17 protein-coding genes and 1 CRISPR repeat array are annotated in these 20,861 nt (G+C 33.7%); of the genes, 10 read left to right on the plus strand and 7 right to left on the minus strand.

Annotation, left to right across the window (positions count from 1 at the left end; translation table 11 throughout):
* The first annotated feature begins 87 nt into the window (after positions 1–87).
* Genes J2746_RS02220 through J2746_RS02240 form a run of 5 tightly spaced genes read left to right on the plus strand, consistent with a single transcriptional unit; the run spans position 88 to position 4,848 of the window.
* Entirely contained in the window at positions 88–228 is a 141-nt protein-coding gene (locus J2746_RS02220) for a hypothetical protein (RefSeq protein WP_209615502.1), read from the plus strand.
* The gene (locus tag J2746_RS02225; protein WP_209615505.1) at positions 225–869 is read left to right on the plus strand and encodes a hypothetical protein; all 645 of its coding nucleotides are present in this window, start codon (positions 225–227) and stop codon (positions 867–869) included. The genes J2746_RS02220 and J2746_RS02225 overlap by 4 nt, the downstream gene beginning before the upstream one ends.
* A gap of 28 nt (positions 870–897) precedes the next feature.
* Entirely contained in the window at positions 898–1,254 is a 357-nt protein-coding gene (locus J2746_RS02230) for a hypothetical protein (RefSeq protein WP_209615507.1), read from the plus strand.
* On the plus strand, positions 1,247–3,943 hold the full coding sequence (locus J2746_RS02235) for a DNA polymerase (RefSeq protein WP_209615510.1): 2,697 nt from the start codon (positions 1,247–1,249) through the stop codon (positions 3,941–3,943). The genes J2746_RS02230 and J2746_RS02235 overlap by 8 nt, the downstream gene beginning before the upstream one ends.
* Positions 3,944–3,960: 17 nt before the next feature.
* Complete coding sequence (locus J2746_RS02240) at positions 3,961–4,848, plus strand: hypothetical protein (RefSeq protein ID WP_209615513.1); 888 nt, start codon at positions 3,961–3,963, stop codon at positions 4,846–4,848.
* A 134-nt stretch (positions 4,849–4,982) separates the two neighbouring features.
* Here the strand turns inward: J2746_RS02240 and J2746_RS02245 are convergent, their stop codons facing one another.
* Positions 4,983–5,378 (minus strand): hypothetical protein, encoded by a 396-nt coding sequence (locus tag J2746_RS02245; protein WP_209615515.1) that lies wholly within the window; start codon positions 5,376–5,378, stop codon positions 4,983–4,985.
* An 11-nt stretch (positions 5,379–5,389) separates the two neighbouring features.
* Positions 5,390–5,791 (minus strand): hypothetical protein, encoded by a 402-nt coding sequence (locus J2746_RS02250; protein WP_209615518.1) that lies wholly within the window; start codon positions 5,789–5,791, stop codon positions 5,390–5,392.
* Between the two features lie 338 nt (positions 5,792–6,129).
* On the opposite strand from J2746_RS02250, the gene J2746_RS02255 reads away from it, so the two are divergent.
* Positions 6,130–7,011: a DUF2971 domain-containing protein gene (locus tag J2746_RS02255; protein WP_209615521.1), complete on the plus strand. Its 882-nt coding sequence runs from the start codon at positions 6,130–6,132 to the stop codon at positions 7,009–7,011.
* An 8-nt stretch (positions 7,012–7,019) separates the two neighbouring features.
* On the opposite strand, the gene cas1 is transcribed toward J2746_RS02255, so the two are convergent.
* A complete protein-coding gene (gene cas1, locus J2746_RS02260; RefSeq protein WP_209615523.1) occupies positions 7,020–8,222 on the minus strand; it encodes a CRISPR-associated endonuclease Cas1 in 1,203 nt (400 codons plus the stop codon).
* A complete protein-coding gene (locus J2746_RS02265) occupies positions 8,222–9,094 on the minus strand; it encodes a hypothetical protein (RefSeq protein WP_209615526.1) in 873 nt (290 codons plus the stop codon). Before J2746_RS02265 ends, cas1 begins: the two co-directional genes overlap by 1 nt.
* Positions 9,095–9,196: 102 nt before the next feature.
* Between J2746_RS02265 and J2746_RS02270 the strand changes: the two genes are divergently transcribed.
* From J2746_RS02270 to J2746_RS02285, 4 genes are read left to right on the plus strand one after another with little or no spacing between them, the layout of a single operon-like run.
* Positions 9,197–9,337: a hypothetical protein gene (locus tag J2746_RS02270; RefSeq protein ID WP_209615528.1), complete on the plus strand. Its 141-nt coding sequence runs from the start codon at positions 9,197–9,199 to the stop codon at positions 9,335–9,337.
* Positions 9,334–9,972: a hypothetical protein gene (locus J2746_RS02275; protein WP_209615545.1), complete on the plus strand. Its 639-nt coding sequence runs from the start codon at positions 9,334–9,336 to the stop codon at positions 9,970–9,972. Before J2746_RS02270 ends, J2746_RS02275 begins: the two co-directional genes overlap by 4 nt.
* Positions 9,973–9,984: 12 nt before the next feature.
* Positions 9,985–10,317 (plus strand): HNH endonuclease, encoded by a 333-nt coding sequence (locus J2746_RS02280; protein WP_209615549.1) that lies wholly within the window; start codon positions 9,985–9,987, stop codon positions 10,315–10,317.
* Positions 10,310–12,970: a DNA polymerase gene (locus J2746_RS02285; RefSeq protein ID WP_209615727.1), complete on the plus strand. Its 2,661-nt coding sequence runs from the start codon at positions 10,310–10,312 to the stop codon at positions 12,968–12,970. Before J2746_RS02280 ends, J2746_RS02285 begins: the two co-directional genes overlap by 8 nt.
* A gap of 12 nt (positions 12,971–12,982) precedes the next feature.
* Here J2746_RS02285 and J2746_RS02290 read toward each other — a convergent pair whose 3' ends face one another.
* The 3 genes from J2746_RS02290 to cas2 form a co-directional block, all read right to left on the minus strand.
* Positions 12,983–14,281, minus strand: a complete 1,299-nt coding sequence (locus tag J2746_RS02290) for a hypothetical protein (RefSeq protein WP_209615552.1) — start codon at positions 14,279–14,281, stop codon at positions 12,983–12,985.
* 540 nt (positions 14,282–14,821) lie between these two features.
* A CRISPR array of direct repeats spans positions 14,822–19,838; the repeat unit is 37 nt; unit sequence GTTTCAATCCTTGTTTTAGTGGATCTTGATTTTGAAT.
* Positions 19,839–19,950: 112 nt separating this feature from the next.
* Positions 19,951–20,553: a CRISPR-associated protein Cas4 gene (gene cas4, locus J2746_RS02295; RefSeq protein ID WP_209615554.1), complete on the minus strand. Its 603-nt coding sequence runs from the start codon at positions 20,551–20,553 to the stop codon at positions 19,951–19,953.
* A 7-nt stretch (positions 20,554–20,560) separates the two neighbouring features.
* Entirely contained in the window at positions 20,561–20,851 is a 291-nt protein-coding gene (gene cas2, locus J2746_RS02300) for a CRISPR-associated endonuclease Cas2 (protein ID WP_209615556.1), read from the minus strand.
* Between the last annotated feature and the right edge of the window lie 10 nt (positions 20,852–20,861).

The raw sequence follows: 20,861 nt of genomic DNA on the forward strand, positions 1-20,861 counted from the left end.
TAAGAACTATATCATATTTATACCTAATCTTATACTCACTTTCTGTACAGATATGATGAGGTACATAGTGTTTTATTGTGACTTATTATGTCCGGTAAAGCAAGAATGATAGTTAGCCTTTCTTCTTACCTTAAGGAGAAAGTGGAATCGTACTCTGAGAAATATGGCTGTTCTCAAGCTGAAGTGGTGAGAATGGCTCTTATAAGGTATCTGGAGGATGAAGAATGAGCAGACCTGAATTTACCAGAGAATACAGGACTTATGGAGAATGGCTCAAAGCAATGCCAAGAGATACGAGGTATGCAAAGGAGATCATCAGGAAACACCAGATGTTTCCAGATAAGAGCCTGAATCAATTGAGAAAATTGAAACTATCTGATGCATCTCTTGCATCTAGGTCATTTGATGCATTATCACCCGTACAGCGAGATATGAGAAAAAGAGCTGTTCTTGCAGTAAATGACATGAGAAAGGGTAAATCCCTTACCACAGCGGCAAAAGAGCAGGGAATCAGTGTACAGGACGCTCTCAAGCATCTTGGAAATGCAGTGTATAAGAAAAATGGACGTTGGGTTGCTACAAAGAGCGATGCCATTGAAAGAGGCAGATGGTTCTATTCTAACGGTAAAAGAGTTAGTGTTGTTGTCAAAAATTCAAAGGATGCATCACTTGTCAGTAAGTATCTGAATGCTGTCAGGACTGCATTAAGGACAGGAGATGAAGCAGCACTCAAGCCATTCAAGAATGTTACAATAGAGGGTGCTGATGGGAAGGATTACCCACTTGAGACAGACCTTGAGAAGCTGTATGAGGCAAATGAACAAATCGAGGACTCTGAGTTCTTGCCAATATACGATGATAGGAACTAAACAACCTTAATTCAAGCAGGGGATAGGTTTGTCCAACGAAGATTTTATTTTGCAGATAAAACAGCAAGCTAAGAGCGAACAGCTTGTTAAAAATGGTATCTGCGAAATTTGTGGAGAGACTAATCCCTATGCTTTGAAAATCTACGAGAATCATCACATTTCCACAAGAGGCTTTTCGGATGAAACAAGAGTGCTTTGTCTGAACTGTCATGCTGCTGTAACTCATTTTCAAAATGAACTCCCTCCTAAGTTTAGATCAAGCCAATTACCGCTAGAGGAGAGACTTGACTATGTTCTGCTTACACATGCGGCACTCAGGAAAAGAATGGATGAGATTGAGATTGATTTGTTAAGAAAGAGATATGAGGGAATTAAAAATGAATAATGTTGCATTGAGGACATTCTCAACAAAAGAGGAAGAGATGAAGAAACAATTTCCTTACACGTATAAACAAGAGATACCTGATTTTTCCAGAGTCTTGACATTCGATACTGAAACAACAGCAGATGAGTTCCTTAACCTGAAGTTTGGCTCGTTCATGGTACATGAGAATGACGTGTATCAATATGCAGGCTTGTTCTGGGATGACAGACATGTATCAAAAAAAGAGTATAAAGTGCTGAAAGCGTATGCAGAGAAGTACAACATACGCTTATTCTCTCTTGAAGAGTTTATCAAGATATTTTATTTGGAAATCTACGAAAGAAAAACGCTCTGTATTGGTTATAACATCAACTTCGACCTGTCACGGATAATTTTAGATTATGGGCATGGCAGGTATTCAGGCAAGGATGGATTCTCCTTCAAACTAACTGAAGATACAACCTATCCACGTCTTCGCATCAAGCACCTGACAGGCAGATCATACAACGTTGAGTTTACAAGAGCAAAGGGTAAGTACAGGAAAGAGAGGACGTTCAAAGGTCATTTTCTGGATGTAGCCAATCTTGCATGTACATTGACCGACAATAAATCTCTCACACTTGAGAAGGCTTGTGAGATATTTGATACTCCAATAAAGAAGAAATCAATAAGCAAACATGGAGTAATAACTCCAAACTATATTGATTACAACATTACAGACGTAAGATCAACTTATGAGCTATTCAAAAAAGTAAGCCAGGAGTATGAAAGGTATCAGTTGGCGATTCCAATGACTGATATTTACTCTGCTGCTTCTCTTGGAAAGCAGGCACTTAATCAGTTCAACATTGCACCTTTTATGCAGCATAATAATGATTTTCCTCCTGAACTTATCGGTAATCAGATGAGTGGATACTATGGAGGAAGATGTGAGTGCAAGATAAGGAGAACACCTACTAAGGTTACAGTTCTGGATTTCTTCAGTATGTACCCAACTGTAACCCTCCTTCTTGGTCTTTGGGATTTTGTGATTGCAGATAAAATCCATCATGTTGATGACACAGAGAACGTCAGGCAATTTATTGAAGAATTTACGTTTGAGGATGCTCTTAACCGTGATATTTGGGAGAAGCTAAACGTTCTTGTTGAAATAGAGCCTGATGATGATATTCTACCTGTTAGAACAAAGTATGCAGGAGAGGATGGAACGTTAAACATCGGTATTAATCACATAACAATGAATGAATCGTTGTATTACTTCTTGCCTGACATTCTTGCCTCAAAGCTGCTTACAGGTAAAACTCCCAAGATAAAGAGAGCTATCAGGTTTATTCCTGAAGGCATACAGGAAAGTCTCACAGAATCAGAAGTCTATGGAGTTCATGTGAATCCAAAAGAGGATAATCTCATCAAAGTTCTCGTTGAACGTAGGCAGGAGATTAAGAATGAGATGAAGAAGGTATCAAAGGACTCTCATGACTATGATGTTCTGGATGCACAACAGAGAGCCTTGAAGATTCTTAATAATTCCACAACATACGGGATTTATATTGAGATGCATCCAAAGGAAGAGGAAAAACTGAGAGTATTTAGCAACGTTGAGTTTGATTCTAAAGGAAAATATGAACAGCCTGGGAAATACTTCAATGCCATCATAGGAGCAAATATTACAGCAGGAGCAAGGCTATTGCTTGCTATTGCAGAGAAGTTTGTGATGGATAAAGGTGAGGTTCATGCATACATGGATACAGATTCTATTTTTGTTCCTCCGCATCTTGCAGACGAATTGAGTCATCTTTTTGATTCTCTGAATCCTTATGATTTTGATAAGCCAATCCTTGAGATTGAGGACGGAATGGAAGACATTTGGTTCTATGGTATCAGTTCCAAGAGATATTGTTTGTTCAGGGAAGAAGGAAATAAGATCATCATTCCTGAAGGAAAGAAGCTGTTCTATAAACTGCATGGATTAGGACACATAACAAATCCATTCAAAAGGGAATTGGAGGAAGGAGACCAATGGCACAAGAAGTTATGGGAGGATATTCTCAGAGTCCATTTTCATCCTGAAGAGCTTCCTGATGTGTTGGAGAAATATGAGAACTATGCTGTAATTTCTAAACTTGCAGTTTCAACAGGAACAATATTGAGACGATTTGAGAGAATGAACGAAGGGAAGCCATTTGATAAACAAATCAAGCCTTTCAACTTCATGCTTGTTGGGAGTGGTGCAACAATCAATGAGGATGGGGAGAAGGTCAAGCCTGTTGCTCCTTACAACAATAATCCACAAGTTGCTATTGAGAATGAGTTCATAGACTACAATACAGGAGATACGCTTCAAGGAAGGGAATACTGGAAGCCATTAAGTGATGTATTCCTTGATTACATAAATCATCCTGAAGCTAAATTTGAAGGAGATATAGGAGTACTGCAAAGGAGACATCTTACTCCTACTGGGTGCGTGTATATTGGTAAGGAAGCAAATAAGGTTGAAATGCAGGAATTAGAGAGCAATGAAGTTGAGATATACCACGATATAGAGAAGATAAGGGAATTTGTTCTAGGTTTAAAGCCTGATAAAGCTAAAGAGATTGGAATTGAGCATAGGAGCGCATTAAAGCAATTGAAGGATAGGGTAAGAGAAGGAGACTTTAATATGAATACTAAATTGATGAGGATGGTAATAGGAAAAATTTATAGTAGATAAAATCTTTAAAAAGAGTTGTGACTGGTAAATCTATCAAGGAAATAATTGAAGATCATAAAAAAATCATGTCTTCTCTAAACATCAATAAAACTCTAAATAACTTAAGTAGTTCATTTATTCTACCTTCTTCTTTCAATAATGGTAGGCAAAAGTCTTTAAAAAAAGTAATAACCGAGATAAATGAATATGAAAAAGCTGGTAACAACTATTCTGACGAAATTTGCCACACATGTAATAAAAAAATAAATAGTCATCTATTTTACTCTTTAAGAAAATATGAAGAGGTACAATTAGATGATGATTTGGAATATAGAGTAGAGGATCAATTAGAAGACAAACTAATTGAATGTAATGATTTTTGTTCAGGCTCTTGCCTTGAAGCATTTTCTGACAAACATGAAGAGACAATTGAGGAATATGAACTATATGAGGTCAGAAGATGTTCTTGTTATTATGACTGTCTTGATCTTGAAAACATAAGAGGGATTTGTGAAAGAGAAGAACGTTTAGATTATGAATCTAACCTTTTCCCATCACTTCCATTACATAATTTTTGTGAACCAGCTGACGCAGGCATAATCAAAGCATCAATAAATATTAAAAAGCAATTAGACGAAGGATCAAAGCAAAATTCAGATCATTTTAAGATAACAGCAGTAATGACTATATTAGTAATATTGTTAACTATCGCCAATATTTTCCTTGTAATTGATACAAATTATGAACATCAGCTAGATAGTATAGATGCAAAACTTGGTGCGATTAACAACAGTCTCTCATCTCTTAATAATCAAGCCAATGACATTAATTCTGAACTAGATCCAAGCACTCTTTTAGTCAGTAGTAATTTAGAAAACTCTCTAGATAATACCAATAAGACAGTTGAATTCTCAAATAAAAGTTGAAATATTCAAATATGGAAAAAATAATAACATTTATTGTATGCATGATTATATTAGGCATTGCACTCATTGGAGTTTTGCTGTTTTTAGCCTGGTTTGATCCTACTTTATCTACGTGAGCATAGTGGTTTAGGTGATTATGTCTTTTTAGGAAGCATAAGAAATGGTAGAAAAACTGCTAGGATAATAAGAAGAATGTAAAGTAAAAAGATATACATTTTTGTGTAGGATTGTGTTATTTGTATCGAATCTGATGTAAAGATATAATACGAAGAAAAGATTCCAAATAGAACATATAAACCAATTGTTTCAAAATAAACTTTGAAAGGAAGACTCTTTTTAGATGCTTTAATATAACTGTTTTTTTGATTTAAGGCTTGAGAAGCTTGGTTACTAGCATATTGGATTTTTGCCACAGAATCATAATATTCTTCTATATTTGTTTTGAACGTAAAAAATTTATCGTTATCTGTGTAGCTCAAATTATCAATATCTTCTTGACTCAAATTTGTTATTTGATTATTTTCAAGCATATATTATCCCTCTATTTTTTAGGGAGAATACGTAAAGGTGTGAGCAACGCAACAACAAAAATTAACGTTATAAAAGAAGCAATTAAAGCATAATACTTTAAATTTGTCTCCTCAATTAAAGGTAGCCTAAATATGATAGCAAATAAAAAAACACTTCCACTTATTGCTGTTGCTGCTACTCTCCAACAATATGACAAGAAAGGTATATATTTTTTATCAGCTCTCTCGTATGATATTTTTTCTTTTTCCTGTTTAAAAGAAGAAGCCTGACTCTCAAATACTCTTGACAATGACTGGTTATATGATATTTGTTTTTGGATAAAATCGTCAAAATTTCGCCTTTCATCAGCTTTCAATTTCATATAATCTTCAGCTTTGTAATTAGTTGCCAACTCTACCGTTAATTGAGTCATATAATCCACTCCTACTATTATATTATACCAAGAATTTATTATAAAAAGATGCCTATTTTGTTTTGAATGACTAATAAAAATATAAAAGTCGGTATTACAAAGTTATGAATATCTGATTTTGTATGAACATTACAAAAGCGTACACTTTTTTCGCCTTGTATATATCCCCGCATCATTTACCTGGGTAATAGGTAACGCCAAAAAACCGAACTATGTATGAATATTTCAAACAGTAGCTTTTTTCAAACTACAAAAAAAGAATCAAAAATAATCTTTGTTTGTTAGACAATTTTTAATCCCACTAAAGATATAAAGGATAACTTATAAGTAAATCTTACATGGTTAATGACAATCCTAATATTTTTTACAAATATCGAAGTGTTAATGAAAATACAATTAAAATGCTAGAAAACCAGGAATTGTATTTTAGTGGTGCTTCAGATTTCAATGATCCTTTTGATTCAAAAGCTGACTTGATTTGGAGGGGCAATAAAGATGATTGGATGAGCTTTTTATATAGAATGGGTATTAAGAACCATGCACAACGCGAACAATCCATCAAAGAAAACCTTAAAAATGGGTCTTTAAGAAATAGAAAAGGAGAATATTTATTAGACCCAAATAGAACTGCTTTTAAGGTACTTAAAGGGAATATTCAACTTAATAATAAACCTGATTTTCCGAGAGCTTGTTGTTTTAGCGAAGACAACGATAGTATCTTAATGTGGAGTCACTATGCAGATGAGCATAAAGGAATATGCTTATGCTTTAAATCTAAAATAATAGAGACGGGAGATTTTTTATATTTAGATTCTAATCCTGATCCCTACCTACTTTTTCCAATAACATATCAAGAAGACATGCCTGAACAAGTAAACATGTTGAGCAGTTATGAACCTGAAGAATTGGTATCTTTTTTATGCACCAAACATTTTGATTGGAAGTATGAAAAAGAGCGTCGTTTGATAATGTGGCCTATTGATTTCAATACTCATGGGCAATATACTAAAAAATTTAGAAAAGAAGATTTAGAAGGAATTATTTTTGGGTTGAATACCCCTACTGACCATATAAAAATGATTAAGACGATTATAGACGAACAATACCTTAAAGAAGGTTTTAAAGTTAATTTCTATAAGGCTCAGGAATTGCAAAAAAAATATGGTATTTATATTAAGCCAATAGACGATTTAGATAAGCACATAGAAAAATACTGTTAGAAAACACATCAATAATTGTCCCATATCTCCAATCTTTCCCTTACATGAGAGTTTAGAGTAAATGGCTTATCAGCCTCAGCATTCTTCTTCATGTAATGGAGAGTACCTTTTGAGAAACCCATTTTCTTCCAGTCAGAATATGATATGCTCAATATCTTTTGCCTAATATCATCTGAATCCTGTCTTTCAACACTATAAGCAGGCTTACTGAAATCAAGTGTTTTCCTTTTCCCAACAAGATACTGAGCAAGCTCCCTAGTTTTCAACAATAAGGCATAACTCCACATAACAGACTGCTTCTTGTATGGAACTTTTTTGTTCATCCAGTTATTGAACTCTTCAGTCACCTTCTTAGCTCCTGAAGGTTTAAGCCTAAGTGAATAGCTCTCAGTCCTGATAAAGTCTGTATTATCCATCTTCTTGGACTCAATAAGACTGATTACAGCCATATCAACAAGGAATCTGAAAGGCTCTTGAAGATCATAAGCTAGACTGTTCTTACTTGGATTCATCTCATGTAAAAAACCTACATGAGCATCAAGACCTGCTGTATTAATTGCTCTTAGGCATTCAGCTTCAAGCAAAGCATATCCATAATTAAGCATGACATTAACTTTGTCTCCTGCTCCTGTTGCTCTCCTGTATTGGTCTATCCTTGAACAGAAATCATATTCTTCTGGAATAGCTTTGTTAAACTCGTTCCAGTATTTCCAAGCAACTCCGCCTTCAATCCCCATTATTTCCCTAATGTTTTTAGCAGATTTTAGTTTTTCAATATCCTCTGAGAAATCATAATCTATTGCAGGATACCTTTGCTTCAGATAATCCATAACTACAATGGATTTATCAAACTTTGCTTCAATGAACTTCCTTGCTATCTTGATTCTGCTTTCTTCATCCTCAAAAGCATGATACTGAACAAACTTAGTCTTAACATTGGTAGTTTCAGGAGGTTGTAAGGTACTTAGAATTTTACCGTTCCAATCAAGGAAAGTAACCTGAACATTGTGTTTAATCAACCATCTGACAGCATCAAGAGTCAGATTTCCATTCCTGCCATAAACAATGATGTGGTCTATATCCATCCGCTTTGGAGAGTAAACATACTCTTCAGGTTCTTCAGTAGATGAAGTTCTGCCATTCTTGATATGCAGTTTAGCACCACTAACACGCATATCTATTCCATGACCATTGAGAAGAAGCATTTTCATTAAAATCCCTCCACATCAGCATTATTCTGAACAAAAGGATCATCATACATTCCAAGATGAATCATGGCTCTAACTCTTACCTGAGAAATGAACTGAGCAGACTCTTCTTTTCCCTCTAGTCTTAATTTTTCCTCAAATTCATAGAGGTCTTCCCTATGTTCCTCTATTACATGTGCTGTATAGTTAGAGTCATAATCTTCCATTTCATGAAGGTTATCTAATTCCTCTGAATCCTTTTTTAGCCAATCAATAACAGCACTATCATTGTAGTGTCCTAGTAAATAGATAAAATGAGTTCTAAGGTTCTTATGTCTATGAGGTAATGGCTTAGGATATTTAGACAATAAACCTCTAAGCATCTTAATAGCTTCTGGTTTGTTATAGGGTTCTATATTCTTTATGTCTATATAGGTATAGACTATTCTTAGGATATGGTCTATAAGGTCTATATCCTCTGTGTCTAGTTGGGCTATAAGTATGTCTAATTGACTAGGGTTAAGAGTATATCGTTTCTTATATTTTTCAAGCTCTTTAAGAGCCATTTTTTGTATAATAGGATTATTCGAGGCTATTTTTCCTATAATCGTATCTATATGTCTCTTTATTTCCTCTGTTTTTTTAAGAGTAAAAAAGCTAGCTCTACCATCCTCTACTCTTATCCCTGCTTTTTTAAGAGCATCCCCTTTAAGTTTAATCACTATGCCCCTTTTTACCATACTGTCTAACTTTCGATTGATACTCTTCTCACTATAACCACTATCTTTTTTGTGTCTGTTTTTTAGAGTTAGTATGAGTTGTGCTCTTCTAACATACCCTTGTTTTGATAATATGTCTTTAACCTCTAGGTCAAAATTTAACCCTTTTTTATACATAATTATACCCTACTTGATATAAGAAATATATCATATTTATACCTAATCTTATACTCAGTTTCTGTACAGGTATGATGAGTTACATAGTGTATTTTGACTAACATGACTCACAAAGAAAGACTTGTAATAAGCCTTTCTTCTTACCTTAAGGAGAAAGTGGAATCGTACTCTGAGAAATATGGCTGTTCTCAAGCTGAAGTAGTGAGAATTGCTCTCATACGGTATCTGGAGGATGCAGCATGAGCAGACCTCAATTTTCCAGAGAATACAGAACTTATGGGGAATGGTTCAAAGCTCAACCCAGGAACACAAAGTATGCAAAAGAGATCATCAGGAAACATAAACTATTTCCAGATAAGAGCCTGAGCCAACTAAGAAACCTTAGAATAAGTGACTATGACCTGAGCCAAACAGCATGGAAAACTCTCACATCTCAACAGAAGAGAGATAGAAACCTAGCTCTTGAGGTTTTAAGATCTATTAGAAAGGGCGAATCACTAACTCAGGCTTTGAAGAAAAGAGGACTCAGAAAGGATTTCGTACTCAAAAATCTTGGTAATCAACTTCAGAAGTCAAAAGGAAAATGGGTTGCAACTAAGACAGACAGCTTAGAAGTTGAAATGTTGGTTTATACAAAAGATGGAGTAAGAACCGTTGTAGCCACATCTTCTAAAGACAGGAGCAGGATTGCAAAATACTTCAATGATGTACAGAAGGCATTGAAGAATAATGATTCCTCAATACTTGCCAAATACAAGAGAATGAAGCTCATTGATGCTGAAGGAAATGAACATCATTTTGAAACAGACCTTGACAAACTGTATGAGATACAGGAAACAATAGAAGAGCCTGAATTTTTGGAGATTTATCAGAACTGAGGAGTGGATACTATGAGTAAAGAAACCTATGCAAATACCGTAAAGAGAAGTAAAAAAGGAGAGATACCACACCTTGCATGTGTTGTATGTGGGGAAGATGATCCCGATTTGATAGAGATGCATCATGTTGATGGAAGGAATAATTCAGAGTGGAAAAAACCTCTCTGTAAGAATCATCATTTCAAGGTAACAATGAAGCAAAATAAAGTAAGCCCAAAAGCAAGGTCAAAAGACACTTCTTTGCAGAACCTTAGAGCTTTTAATATAATCTCTATTGGGGCTTTAGTTGTTGAACTTGGAAACCGCTTGATAAAAGTTGGATATGAGATGGTTGAAAATGTCTGATAAGCTAGCACTTAGGGTTTATACACAGAAGGCAGGTAAGAAAAAAACCACGCCTTCTACTTTTAAAGAAGACCTCATCCTTCATCATAGAAGGGTATTAGTCTTTGATACTGAAACTACAACAGATCAATACCAAAACATGAAGATAGGTTTCTTTCAAATCTATCAGGATGGAGGAATACAGCATGAAGGGTTATTTTATGATCCTTCTATGCTTGATGAAGAGGAAACTGAGGTCTTTAAGGAATATTCTCTCAAGAATGACATTTCTCTTTACACTCTTGAAGAGTTTGTTGATGATGTATTTTATCCAGAGGTCTTGGGTTTCAAAGCTCTTTGTGTAGGATTCAATTTACCATTTGACATAAGCAGGATAGCTAAAAAGGTTGGGGATTCAAGAGGATATAATAAAGGAGGTTTTACTTTTACTCTCTCCGATAAAGAAGAGAATCCTCAAATTGTCATTAAAAAACTTGGCTCAGCATACAGTTTCAAGTTGAATGGAACAAAGGAGAATCAGGGCAAAAACAGGCATAATGGTTATTTTATCGATGCTCAGACGCTTGCTGAGGTTTTACTTCAAAAAAAGCATATTTCCCTTGAAAAAGCCTGCAAGTTCCTCAAAACAAAAACTCAGAAAATAGAAGGCGTAGAACATGGAAAAGTAACTGACGAGTATATTGATTATCTTATCACGGATGTTCGCGCAACTTGGGAAGTATATGAGAAACTTATAGATGAATTAAGGATTTATCAAATCAATATCCCACCTACGAAAATATACAGTAATGCTTCAGTTGGTAAATATGCATTAAAGCAGTTAGGAGTAAAACCTTTCCTTGAATTGAATCCTGATTTCTCTCCTGTATTGCTTGGAAACATCATGTCTTCTTATTATGGAGGGAGATGCGAATGCAAGATAAGAAAAGTACCTACTAAGGTTACAGTCCTTGATTTTACAAGCATGTATCCAACGGTTACAATGCTTCTTGATCTCTGGAAGTTCATTATTGCTGAAAGTATTGAAACAAAGGATGTAACAGAGAAAATTAAAGAGTTACTTTCAAACATAAACCTTGAGTTCTTTCAAAATAAGGATAATTGGAAGGACTTTGTTGTAATGGTTAAGTTACATCCAGATGAGGACATTTTGCCTGTAAGGAAGAATTACAAGGGAGATGGAAGTGCGTATAATGTGGGTGTCAATAATCTGACATCTGACTTTGAACTATGGTATGCTTTACCTGATGTTATAAGCTCAGTTCTTTTAACTGGAAAAGTACCTGAGATTGTGGAAGCTGTTAAATTTATTCCAGTAGGCATTCAGGAAGGTTTGAAGGAAACAGAGATTCTTGGAATTAAGATTAATCCTAGAAAGGAGAACTTAGTTCAGGTTCTTGTTGAGGAAAGACAAAAGATAAAACAGGAATTAGAGACTTTAAATAAAGAGCACCCTGATTATCAGCACCTTAAGAGCAGGGCACAGGCTATTAAGATTCTAGTTAACTCAATGAGTTATGGAATCTTTATTGAACTGAATCCAGAGGATAAGAAAAGCACTATTGAAGTACATGGGTTAGATAGTTTTGAAACAACAGATAACAAGTATGAGAAAGAAGGAAAATATTTCCATCCTCTGCTTGCTTCAATGATTACGTCGGGTTCAAGATTATTCTTAGCTATGGCTGAAGCTAAAGTAAAGGAACTTGGTTCTGTTCATGCTTACATGGATACTGATAGTATTTTTGTCATTCCAGAACATGCTCAGGAAGTTGTTGATTATTTCAACAAGCTAAATCCTTACAATCCTGAACTTGATATTCCTCTTTTAAAGAAAGAAGACGGGAAAGAAGATGTGTGGTTCTATGGTATCTCTTCAAAGCGTTATGTTCTTTACAGGATTATTGATGGGAAGTTTGAGCTAGTAGATTACAAGTTGCATGGTCTTGGTCATTTAACAAACCCATTTTCAAATAAAGATGATTGGCAACAGGAAATATGGTTAGATATTCTTATGGTACGTTATGGAATTGTAAAACCTGAAGACATTGAGCTTAAGTATTCTACTATGTATGCAATTTCTAGGCTTACTGTCAGTACTCCTAATGTTCTGCATAGGTTTGATAAGTTAAATGAAGGAAAGGAGTGGAAAGAGATGATAAAACCTTTTAATTTCTTCCTTGTTGGCTTCCAGACAAAAGAAGAGAACAATAAAGCTGTCAAGCCTTTAGCTCCTTTTACAAAGGACTATCAGAGGATAGTCTATGAGTATTTCATAGATTATGAAACAGGAGAGAGGAAAAAAGGAGTACATTATTTTAAGCCATTGAGTAGGACAATATCTCAGTATGCAGAGCATCCAGAACATAAATTTGAAGGAGGCATAGGAGTATTGGAAAGAAAACACGTTCATGCTAAGGATACTATTGAGATAGGAAAGGAAGCTAACAGCATAGATGAGCAGTCTCTTGGAGTCAAGAAAGCACAGGAATTCAGGAATAAGGAGAAGATCATGCAGAAAATACTCAATATTTCTGTATCTGAAGCTAAGGAATTAGGAGTTCCTAAGACTACATTATGGGATATGCAGAAAAGGATAAGGGAAACAGGAAAATTGAATTTGGGTACTCCTGCTGTGAGGAAGATGATATGAGTTGTTTTGTTGCTAAATAATAACTCTGGATTTTAGTAAATATGTTCGGGCTCCATTTGAAACAGCTTGTTCTCTGCTTACTAATTTTTTGTCAACCAAAGATATTACAATTCTTGAACATTTACGTGAGTCAACCTCAAGCTTCTTCCAAAGTTGATTTTGATAAATATCATCTTCTGCGATGATTATTTCTAACGCAACCCTCTCTAATTGTGTTAAACCTTTTTTATCAGATGGTGTTAAAATAGGTTTTACAGGAATGTTTCCCACTTTGACTAGAAGATTAGCATATAAGTCAATTAATTCCTGACAAAAGTTATAACTTATGGGAAGAACACCTACCATTTCACCCTTCTTTGCGTCATTCCAAGCAAAACCCTCAATTCCAATATTAAAATTTAAACCTGCAACTAGCTGTTCATCTGAGTTTTTTATACTAATCTGTTGGTTATCATGTAAGTCTTCGGTTGCAAGTGCAATAATACAGTCATCAAATTGAGATAAGATTTGTTCAGCTGTTTCTTTAAAAAATATATATTCATCCTTGATTTCTTTTTCTTTACTTAAAAAAGCAGACTTTTCTTCAAATAATTTTGAATTATAATTAACCAACTGATAAAAATTTTTTAATATTCTTTTTCTACTTGCAAATAATAATTTAATATTTCGAATTTGTTCTTTTTCTTTTTTTGATTCTTGGAACAGACCATGATATAAACATTTATCTCCTTTCGATAAACAAGATTTTTCAAAATATCTTGCAACAAACCTTTCTGCACTCTCTTTTGATTGTCCTGTTAGTTGAACAAGAGCATTAATTCCACCTTCTTTATATACTGCATACCTTTCTGCTTCTAGTCTTTCTTGTTCTTGTATTTCCTTTCCTACATTCTCTTTTAAAATCTTGATGTGCTCTTTTCTTTCTTTTTCTTCCCAACTAAGTTTTTCAATATTTGTGTATGTATTATTTAAGTAATTATGAACAAAATATTGAAGACTAGCTGTGTTTTTTCCTGTTAATTTAGTAAGAGCCTGAATACCCCACATTTCATAAATTCTAATTTTTTCATAATTATAAAAAAGGATATTTCCGTTTACAAAACGTGACATAAAATTTACATCTGATTTACATGCTTTACAAAACCATTTATTCCTTTCTCCCAAAAATTCCACAGATGGTTTAAAGCAATACGGACAAACAATTGATGTTTTCTTAACAAGTGATTCGGTTTCATCAATTTTAAAAACTTCATGTCTAAATTGATTAATTTCCTTTATTGTATATTTTGTATCATTTTCGGTTTTTTCCATCAGCTCACCCAAAAACCATAATCTTGCAATAACAAAACTTCATTATAACATAAATATTACGGAATAAAAAAGAAAACATTTTTGAATTTTATTTTAATACTCGTATTATATATGTCATAATATTATTATTAGGAGTTCCGTTTTTCTCAAATTGACAGGAAAAATTAGAGTTTTTTATGGAAGTTCGGTTTTTTGGGCTTACCTATTACCCCGCATCATTTACCTTTCAAGTTCCCTGAATGTAAGTTACTGAATGTATGCAGATACCATTTTTTGTTTACACCTTGGACACATTGGTCTTGTCATAATGTCACCTGGAAAAGTGCAACGCAAAAGGCTTTTATGGCTCAAAAATAATCTACTAATTAGAAAAAGGACTGCCATAATGGCAGCCACGATTTCCGCGAGGGTGATTTCTAGCTCGAACTTAAAATCACCCTTGCATATTAGCAAACTTATTTTCTCACCTCCTCTTGCGTTGGTATATTACAATTTGATTTTGAATACATTCTCTGCCGATTCTTACGCCACGAGATTAGTGTTTCAATCCTTGTTTTAGTGGATCTTGATTTTGAATGATGGAGTTCTTCAGGAATGGTGTGATTGTACCTTTGTTTCAATCCTTGTTTTAGTGGATCTTGATTTTGAATCCGTCAATTATTACAATTTTGTATCCCAATTCAACAGCTTTTAGTTTCAATCCTTGTTTTAGTGGATCTTGATTTTGAATTATTTTACAGTAATGAGCCTTAACTCATTACTTTTAGTTTCAATCCTTGTTTTAGTGGATCTTGATTTTGAATATCAGAGGTATTTGCAGCCGGTGAAACAGTTACATGTTTCAATCCTTGTTTTAGTGGATCTTGATTTTGAATAATATGCTTTTCCTCGTTGAGAACCAGCATAATTGTTTCAATCCTTGTTTTAGTGGATCTTGATTTTGAATCTCCATTTCATTAATTGCTGTATTAGGCTGATATCGTTTCAATCCTTGTTTTAGTGGATCTTGATTTTGAATTTGTTAATGTATTCCATTTTAATAGTACCATTCTTTTGTTTCAATCCTTGTTTTAGTGGATCTTGATTTTGAATGATACGAGAATAACATAGCAATAGCAGCTATGATAAGTTTCAATCCTTGTTTTAGTGGATCTTGATTTTGAATTATTCCATTGGTGTTGAATATGATATACCTCCATTGTTTCAATCCTTGTTTTAGTGGATCTTGATTTTGAATTTATCAATTATCTTGACCGCAACCATATGAGATAATCCAGTTTCAATCCTTGTTTTAGTGGATCTTGATTTTGAATTGATTCTATCTTCTTTAATCTTCTCTGTTCCTTAAGTTTCAATCCTTGTTTTAGTGGATCTTGATTTTGAATGATAAATTGTGAACATTTTCAGTAAGTTTAGACATGATAGTTTCAATCCTTGTTTTAGTGGATCTTGATTTTGAATAAAATGAGTTATATTAATATCGTTTCTAGTATCAAGTTTCAATCCTTGTTTTAGTGGATCTTGATTTTGAATTCTTTCATCGGTATATACACATTTAACATTGAGGTTTCAATCCTTGTTTTAGTGGATCTTGATTTTGAATGCTTGTAAACGGTGGCATGTGATAAGTTTTCTTATAGTTTCAATCCTTGTTTTAGTGGATCTTGATTTTGAATCAGTTAAGAACAATTGGGGCAGTGATAATGTATATGGTTTCAATCCTTGTTTTAGTGGATCTTGATTTTGAATAAATGGCTCATTGCATATTTCAATATCGTAACCATTGTTTCAATCCTTGTTTTAGTGGATCTTGATTTTGAATTGCTATCCATCAGGTACTTTCATCTTCATTATTGAGTTTCAATCCTTGTTTTAGTGGATCTTGATTTTGAATCTAACCATAATTCGTATAGAAAAATCATCATGATATGTTTCAATCCTTGTTTTAGTGGATCTTGATTTTGAATTAGAAAATATTTTAGATGATAGATTTATCGTTTATAAGTTTCAATCCTTGTTTTAGTGGATCTTGATTTTGAATCTGCTGTCATTGGTTATTATATTGTTTTTATGGGAGTTTCAATCCTTGTTTTAGTGGATCTTGATTTTGAATAAAATTTTTGCTTCACTAGCTGCAAGCTCTTCACAGTTTCAATCCTTGTTTTAGTGGATCTTGATTTTGAATTATTCTTTTTTGGGATTGTAATAGATTGGTTTAATTTGTTTCAATCCTTGTTTTAGTGGATCTTGATTTTGAATACTCATTGTTATCATCCCCATCATCTTTCAAAAAAGTTTCAATCCTTGTTTTAGTGGATCTTGATTTTGAATTTGTCCTCTTGTGTAAGTATGTACATACATATATTATACGTTTCAATCCTTGTTTTAGTGGATCTTGATTTTGAATCTGATATATTTTGTTTTATCAGTTGCAGTACGTTGTTTCAATCCTTGTTTTAGTGGATCTTGATTTTGAATGTATGGAATAAAGCATTAAATACTTGTTCATTTGTATAGTTTCAATCCTTGTTTTAGTGGATCTTGATTTTGAATTATGCGTCAAAACTAAATGACCGGGATTACATAGAGTGTTTCAATCCTTGTTTTAGTGGATCTTGATTTTGAATTCGGTGATTCTGGCCATGGTGGAATAAAATATAATAGTTTCAATCCTTGTTTTAGTGGATCTTGATTTTGAATCAAAATGTGGGTGTCAGTGTCGCCAGTAGAGGATGACGTTTCAATCCTTGTTTTAGTGGATCTTGATTTTGAATCTTACACGTTCTTCCCTGACAGTACCGGATATACCAGTTTCAATCCTTGTTTTAGTGGATCTTGATTTTGAATTCTTCATATACATATGTATCATCAAATGATTCAATGTTTCAATCCTTGTTTTAGTGGATCTTGATTTTGAATGAGTTCATGACAGACAGCCTGATTATGAATTGATTGAGTTTCAATCCTTGTTTTAGTGGATCTTGATTTTGAATTCGGAGACTGTTAGACGGTTCGTTAGTGATAAGATGAGGAGTTTCAATCCTTGTTTTAGTGGATCTTGATTTTGAATAACAGCAGCAGTTTATTTCAAAATATGCAACTAATAGTTTCAATCCTTGTTTTAGTGGATCTTGATTTTGAATTAGTGCAAGCACTATCAGTGAGAAGCTTACTATTGAGTTTCAATCCTTGTTTTAGTGGATCTTGATTTTGAATTATTGTATGAGATGTTCTATATTGTATCGTATTTTTGAACGTTTCAATCCTTGTTTTAGTGGATCTTGATTTTGAATAGTTGCACCTGCACAGATCAAAAATGGATGCATCTGAAGTTTCAATCCTTGTTTTAGTGGATCTTGATTTTGAATTCATATATGGCTTTTCTTTTTTCAATTGAACTGTTGTTTCAATCCTTGTTTTAGTGGATCTTGATTTTGAATGCCTGTCCATAGAAACATGGATTGTTTGATATTGGTTTCAATCCTTGTTTTAGTGGATCTTGATTTTGAATGTAGCAATATATCTACTGTTCCGTGGTAATCATCTCGTTTCAATCCTTGTTTTAGTGGATCTTGATTTTGAATAGTAGGTATAACGCTTTTGCTAAATCAAGAGGTTATGTTTCAATCCTTGTTTTAGTGGATCTTGATTTTGAATAACAATCTCACATCTGGATGTGAATATATGATGAAAATGTTTCAATCCTTGTTTTAGTGGATCTTGATTTTGAATAGGAATTCGTTCCTTTTGTTAGTATATCAGTTCTAAAGTTTCAATCCTTGTTTTAGTGGATCTTGATTTTGAATATATTTTTCTAGCAGTTCAAACAACGAAACGCAGTCAGTTTCAATCCTTGTTTTAGTGGATCTTGATTTTGAATGATTTATCCGGCCGTTTGCTTGCAGAAGAACCAGAGTTTCAATCCTTGTTTTAGTGGATCTTGATTTTGAATCATACTGCCGGTTCAAATGCAACGTCAGGAAATAGTTTCAATCCTTGTTTTAGTGGATCTTGATTTTGAATAAATGGCTCATTGCATATTTCAATATCGTAACCATTGTTTCAATCCTTGTTTTAGTGGATCTTGATTTTGAATTGCTATCCATCAGGTACTTTCATCTTCATTATTGAGTTTCAATCCTTGTTTTAGTGGATCTTGATTTTGAATCTAACCATAATTCGTATAGAAAAATCATCATGATATGTTTCAATCCTTGTTTTAGTGGATCTTGATTTTGAATATATAGTTGCTGCACATACAACGTTTGGCGACATTGAGTTTCAATCCTTGTTTTAGTGGATCTTGATTTTGAATATTCTCCAGATAGCGCAGATATTCAGAGTGATCTTGGTTTCAATCCTTGTTTTAGTGGATCTTGATTTTGAATTTACTCCATGATATAATATACAACATCAAACAATAGTTTCAATCCTTGTTTTAGTGGATCTTGATTTTGAATCAACTCCTGACATAACATTTCTTGACTTCTGGAACTGTTTCAATCCTTGTTTTAGTGGATCTTGATTTTGAATCATCAGTTTGCCAAGTTCCTGTTCCATCGATAGAATGTTTCAATCCTTGTTTTAGTGGATCTTGATTTTGAATTCTATATTCACTGGTGCAGGGTTACTGATAGATGCATGTTTCAATCCTTGTTTTAGTGGATCTTGATTTTGAATCGGATGATACTGCTGCCAACATTCCAGAAGTTCGATGTTTCAATCCTTGTTTTAGTGGATCTTGATTTTGAATCCTGCTTCGGTTAGTGTTACATCTTCACTTGCAAAGAGTTTCAATCCTTGTTTTAGTGGATCTTGATTTTGAATTTACTGGACTAATATTCCAATAGATATAATAATTGAGTTTCAATCCTTGTTTTAGTGGATCTTGATTTTGAATGCGGAATGTTGGAGAAGGAAGTTAGAACTGTGAACAGGTTTCAATCCTTGTTTTAGTGGATCTTGATTTTGAATATGGAATAGCAATCGTCCTACCACAGATGTGAATGGTTTCAATCCTTGTTTTAGTGGATCTTGATTTTGAATTTTGGTATGTTGAACAGTTGAGAGATTTGGGAGATGTTTCAATCCTTGTTTTAGTGGATCTTGATTTTGAATCAGTATAATTGCCTGTGTAGCGTAATATCTGCCTTATGTTTCAATCCTTGTTTTAGTGGATCTTGATTTTGAATGTAAAAAGGTCACTACCGTCATTATCGGTCAACTGGGTTTCAATCCTTGTTTTAGTGGATCTTGATTTTGAATCATAATTCTTTATAGCCTTTTGAACGCTCATATAGGTTTCAATCCTTGTTTTAGTGGATCTTGATTTTGAATGGAGGGTATACAGATAAATGCTGGGTTGGAAATATGTTTCAATCCTTGTTTTAGTGGATCTTGATTTTGAATTTTGACTTATACCATTACCCCATTGCACCCTTACAGGTTTCAATCCTTGTTTTAGTGGATCTTGATTTTGAATTTGATGGATCTTCAAACAAGTGACCCGGAGAGGTTCAAGTTTCAATCCTTGTTTTAGTGGATCTTGATTTTGAATAGCGCAAATATTTCCTGTTTTTAGCAAAATAAAGCTTTAAATTGCTTCTTTCAGAACACGCTAATTCTTGTTGCAAAATTATTGAACTCCTTATAAGTATAAGAAAATTATGTCATACACATATATTTCTGTAACAACAATCAATACATTTGTTCTTTGATCTTGTTGCTTTAGGGTATTTTCCTTTGTCAACTATCTGTATAATATCTGTGATTATGTCATTAGCCTTTTTAAAATCTGATAACTTAAAAGCCAATTCCTTTATCATATTATTACTACGAGTATAACAGATATATCCTTTTTCAACTTCTATGTTGTAATTTTCTTTTATCAACAATGCTTGTAGAACAAGTTGATATTTGTAAGTTGAGAATACTTTGTCTTTATATTCTGCAAACTTATATTCCAATGGGGCAGCAGTATCATCTTCTAAAAAAAGAACTTCATCTACTATTCCTTTTATGTGGTGCTCTTTGGAAACTACATAGACTTCGGATTCTTTGCTAATACAATTCAGTTTCTTCCTCACATATTCTCTGTTTGTCATTTGTCGCTTTTTATGAACATCTCTTCCTTTGATGACTTTGAATCTGCTTTCTTCGTGTTGAGGTATATCTAGGCAATACATAAAATAGATAAATCTGGGGCAGAACAGGTATTCCAGTACATCTGAAATGGTAATTATTGTAGAACTTTTACTTTCTGTTTCTTCCATAATATCCTCAGAAGAAAGTTGTTAATACTTCATCGCTAACAAGTTCCTTGTCAAAAGCCTGTCCTATCAGTTTGACCTTTCTGAATGATTCATCATCCATTGGGAAAATATAAACTGAATCTACTTCAGGGTCTATTAGATCTTCACATTCAATTGCAAGAGAATCCCTTTGGTTTGTATTAAGATCGCCCAAAAAGACACTTTTCTGAACCCTGTAAAGGCCATAGTTCTTGCATTTATCACTGACTTTTTTTCTGATTGGATCATCAGCAATGTCATATATTACCCACACTAACATTTCTTCACCT

Origin of the sequence: Methanolobus bombayensis (assembly GCF_017873415.1) — an archaeon.
Lineage (GTDB): Archaea > Halobacteriota > Methanosarcinia > Methanosarcinales > Methanosarcinaceae > Methanolobus > Methanolobus bombayensis.